Source organism: Actinoallomurus acaciae, assembly GCF_042429965.1.
In the GTDB taxonomy this organism is placed as follows: Bacteria; Actinomycetota; Actinomycetes; order Streptosporangiales; family Streptosporangiaceae; genus Actinoallomurus; species Actinoallomurus acaciae.
The window spans coordinates 1-2,560 of sequence record NZ_JBHLZP010000817.1 but is presented as its reverse complement, the minus strand read 5'-3'; the positions used below and the strand labels follow the sequence as shown (position 1 = coordinate 2,560).

Annotated in this window: 3 protein-coding genes; 2 read left to right on the top strand and 1 reads right to left on the bottom strand. The window is 74.8% G+C overall.

Annotated features, from left to right (window positions below):
• The first annotated feature begins 268 nt into the window (after nt 1-268).
• Together ACFFNX_RS47470 and ACFFNX_RS47465 are read left to right on the top strand one after the other, a co-directional pair.
• Nucleotides 269-1,414: a sensor histidine kinase gene (locus ACFFNX_RS47470; protein ID WP_378212995.1), complete on the top strand. Its 1,146-nt coding sequence runs from the start codon at nt 269-271 to the stop codon at nt 1,412-1,414.
• The gene (locus tag ACFFNX_RS47465; protein WP_378212994.1) at nt 1,402-2,046 is read left to right on the top strand and encodes a response regulator; all 645 of its coding nucleotides are present in this window, start codon (nt 1,402-1,404) and stop codon (nt 2,044-2,046) included. The genes ACFFNX_RS47470 and ACFFNX_RS47465 overlap by 13 nt, the downstream gene beginning before the upstream one ends.
• A 31-nt stretch (nt 2,047-2,077) precedes the next feature.
• Here the strand turns inward: ACFFNX_RS47465 and ACFFNX_RS47460 are convergent.
• The coding region (locus ACFFNX_RS47460; RefSeq protein ID WP_378212993.1) for an urease accessory protein UreD at nt 2,078-2,560 on the bottom strand (483 nt) is incomplete at its 5' end.

Sequence of the window (2,560 nt, the reverse complement as noted above, 5' to 3'; positions counted from 1 at the left end):
TTCTGCCGGAGCCGGACGAGGTCGACGTGCCGCCGCGCGGCCATCGCGCCGGGCGCGCCGGCGACGAGGGGCCCGGTCACGATGGCGGCCATGGCCAGGTTCCGCCGGACGGATCGCCCGCGCTGCCGTGGTGAACGAATCGGTGAGGTCGTCATGGGCGCCGACGCTAGGTCTGGCGGGGCTGAGCGGACGATACCGCTCACCAGTGGAAAAAAGGGGTGGCAGGCTGTAGTGCCCGGCCCGGTCGTTAGGGCCCAGACTCATGCCCATGAACGCTGATCGGCTCGCGGCGACGTGGCGCGGTCTGGGCTATCTGCTGGGAAGCCTGTTCACCGCCGTGGTCGCGCTGTTCGCGCTGCCCGTGCTCATCGTCCCGACGATGGCGCGCGCCTGGGCGTCCTGGCATCGGCGCCGCGCCGAAGGGCTGCTGCTCTCTCCGCGCTCCGGCCCCGTCGGCGCCGGTACGTGGCGTGTCCTCGGGTGGCTGTGCACGGGGATCGTGACCGGTCTGGCGTTCGGGCTCGTCGTGGTGGTGTGCGCGGGCAACGCGGTGGCCACGGCCGTCACGGTGCCCCTGTGGTGGGCGCTGCCCGCCGGCACCCGTGCGGGCGGCTTCGCCGCCGGCGTTCCCCTGTCCGGGTGGGGCACGGCGCTGACCCTGGGGACGGCGCAGTTCCTCATCTTCGCGGCCCTCACCTACTGGCTGGTCCCGCCGCTGGCGCGCCTGCACGCCCGGATCTGCGTCGCGTCGCTGTCCCCCTCGGCCGCGGAGCGGCTGGCGCACCGGGTGGAGACCCTGACCGAGACGCGGGCCGGCGCCATGAACGCGCACGGCGCGGAACTCCGCCGGATCGAACGCGACCTGCACGACGGCACCCAGGCCCGGCTGGTGGCCATCGCGATGCGGCTGGGCGCGGCCCGCGAGTCGCTGGGCGAGGACCCCCGGACGGTGGCCAGACTCCTTCGGGAGGCGCACGAGGGCACCGAGGAGGCCATGGCGGAGCTTCGTGCGGTGATCCGGACGATCTACCCGCCGATCCTCGCCGACCGCGGCCTCGCCGGGGCGCTGGCGGCGCTGGGGACCCGGTCGGCGATCGGCACCAGGCTTGACATCGGCGACCTCGGGCCGGTCCCCGCCGCGGTCGAGGCCGTGGCCTACTTCACGATCGCCGAGGCGCTCACCAACGCCGCCAAGCACGGCCGGGCCACCCGGACCACCGTCCGCGCCGCACGCGCCGGTGACCGGCTCTCGATCGAGGTCGCCGACGACGGGATCGGCGGCGCCGACGAGACGCGGGGCACCGGCATCGCCGGGATCCGCCACCGCGTCCTGGCGCTCGACGGCACCGTCCACGTTCACAGCCCCGCCGGCGGCCCGACCACGATCACCGTGAGCCTGCCGTGCGGGTCGTGATCGCCGAGGACAACGTCCTGCTGTCGAGCGGGCTGGAACTCCTGCTGACCGCCAGGGGCTTCGACGTCGCCGCGATCGCCCAGGACGCCGCCGGCTTCGTCGCCGCCGTCACCGAACACCGGCCCGACCTCACCATCGTCGACGTACGGCTGCCCCCGTCCTTCCGCGACGAGGGCATCCACGCCGCGCTCCACGCCCGCCGCCGGCACCCCGGCCTGCCGGTGCTCGTGCTCTCCCAATACGTCGAGCGGCAGTACGCCGGCGAACTGATCTCCGACCGGCGCGGCGGCGTCGGCTACCTGCTCAAGGACCGCGTGAGCCGGGTGAGCGAGTTCGTCGACGCGCTGCGGCGGGTCGCCGCCGGCGGCACCGTCATGGACCCCGAGGTGATCGCGCAACTCCTCACCCGTAACGCCCCCGACCCGATCGCCGCCCTCACGCCGCGCGAACGCCAGGTGCTCGCCCTGATGGCCGAGGGCAGGGACAACGTCACGATCGGGGCCCGGCTCGTCATCACCGAGAACGCCGTCCACAAGCACATCGGCAACGTCTTCGCCAAGCTCGGCCTCTCGCCGGACGACAGCGGTCACCGCCGCGTCCTCGCGGTCCTCGCCTACCTCAGCCGCCGGTGAAGCGCCGGATCTCACGGACGCCGGTGGCCGGTCACGTCGGGCCGGGAACGGCGGCGCGTCGTGCCTCGGCGCTCCCGAGGGCCAGCAGGGAACGGAGGCGTACGGTGTCCTCGGCCAGCGCCGTGACCAGGGCCCCCGGGCCCGCCAGCGGCAGGACGGCCAGCCCGTCGGCGGCGTAGGGCTCCCTCGCCAGGTCCTCTCCCGCGAGCAGGACCGTGCCCGCCGCCTTCGCGGCGCCGAGGACGGCGGCGCGGGCCGCGTTCTCATCCACCCGCAACTCGAGGCGCAGCAGCCGCAGGCCGCCGCACGTCACGTCGAAGCGGCTCACGTAACGGCCCGGACGTTCGCCGTGGCGGCCGAGGACGATCTCCTCGCGCCAGACCAGCGCCGCGTCCTCCTCCAGGCTCACCTCCGCGAGCGCCCGGTGGTCGCAGCCCGCGGCGGCGATGGCCGGCTCCGGCTCGAACACCAGCCGCGCGCCCGTCGCGACGCGGGCCCGTACGGTGAGCCGGGA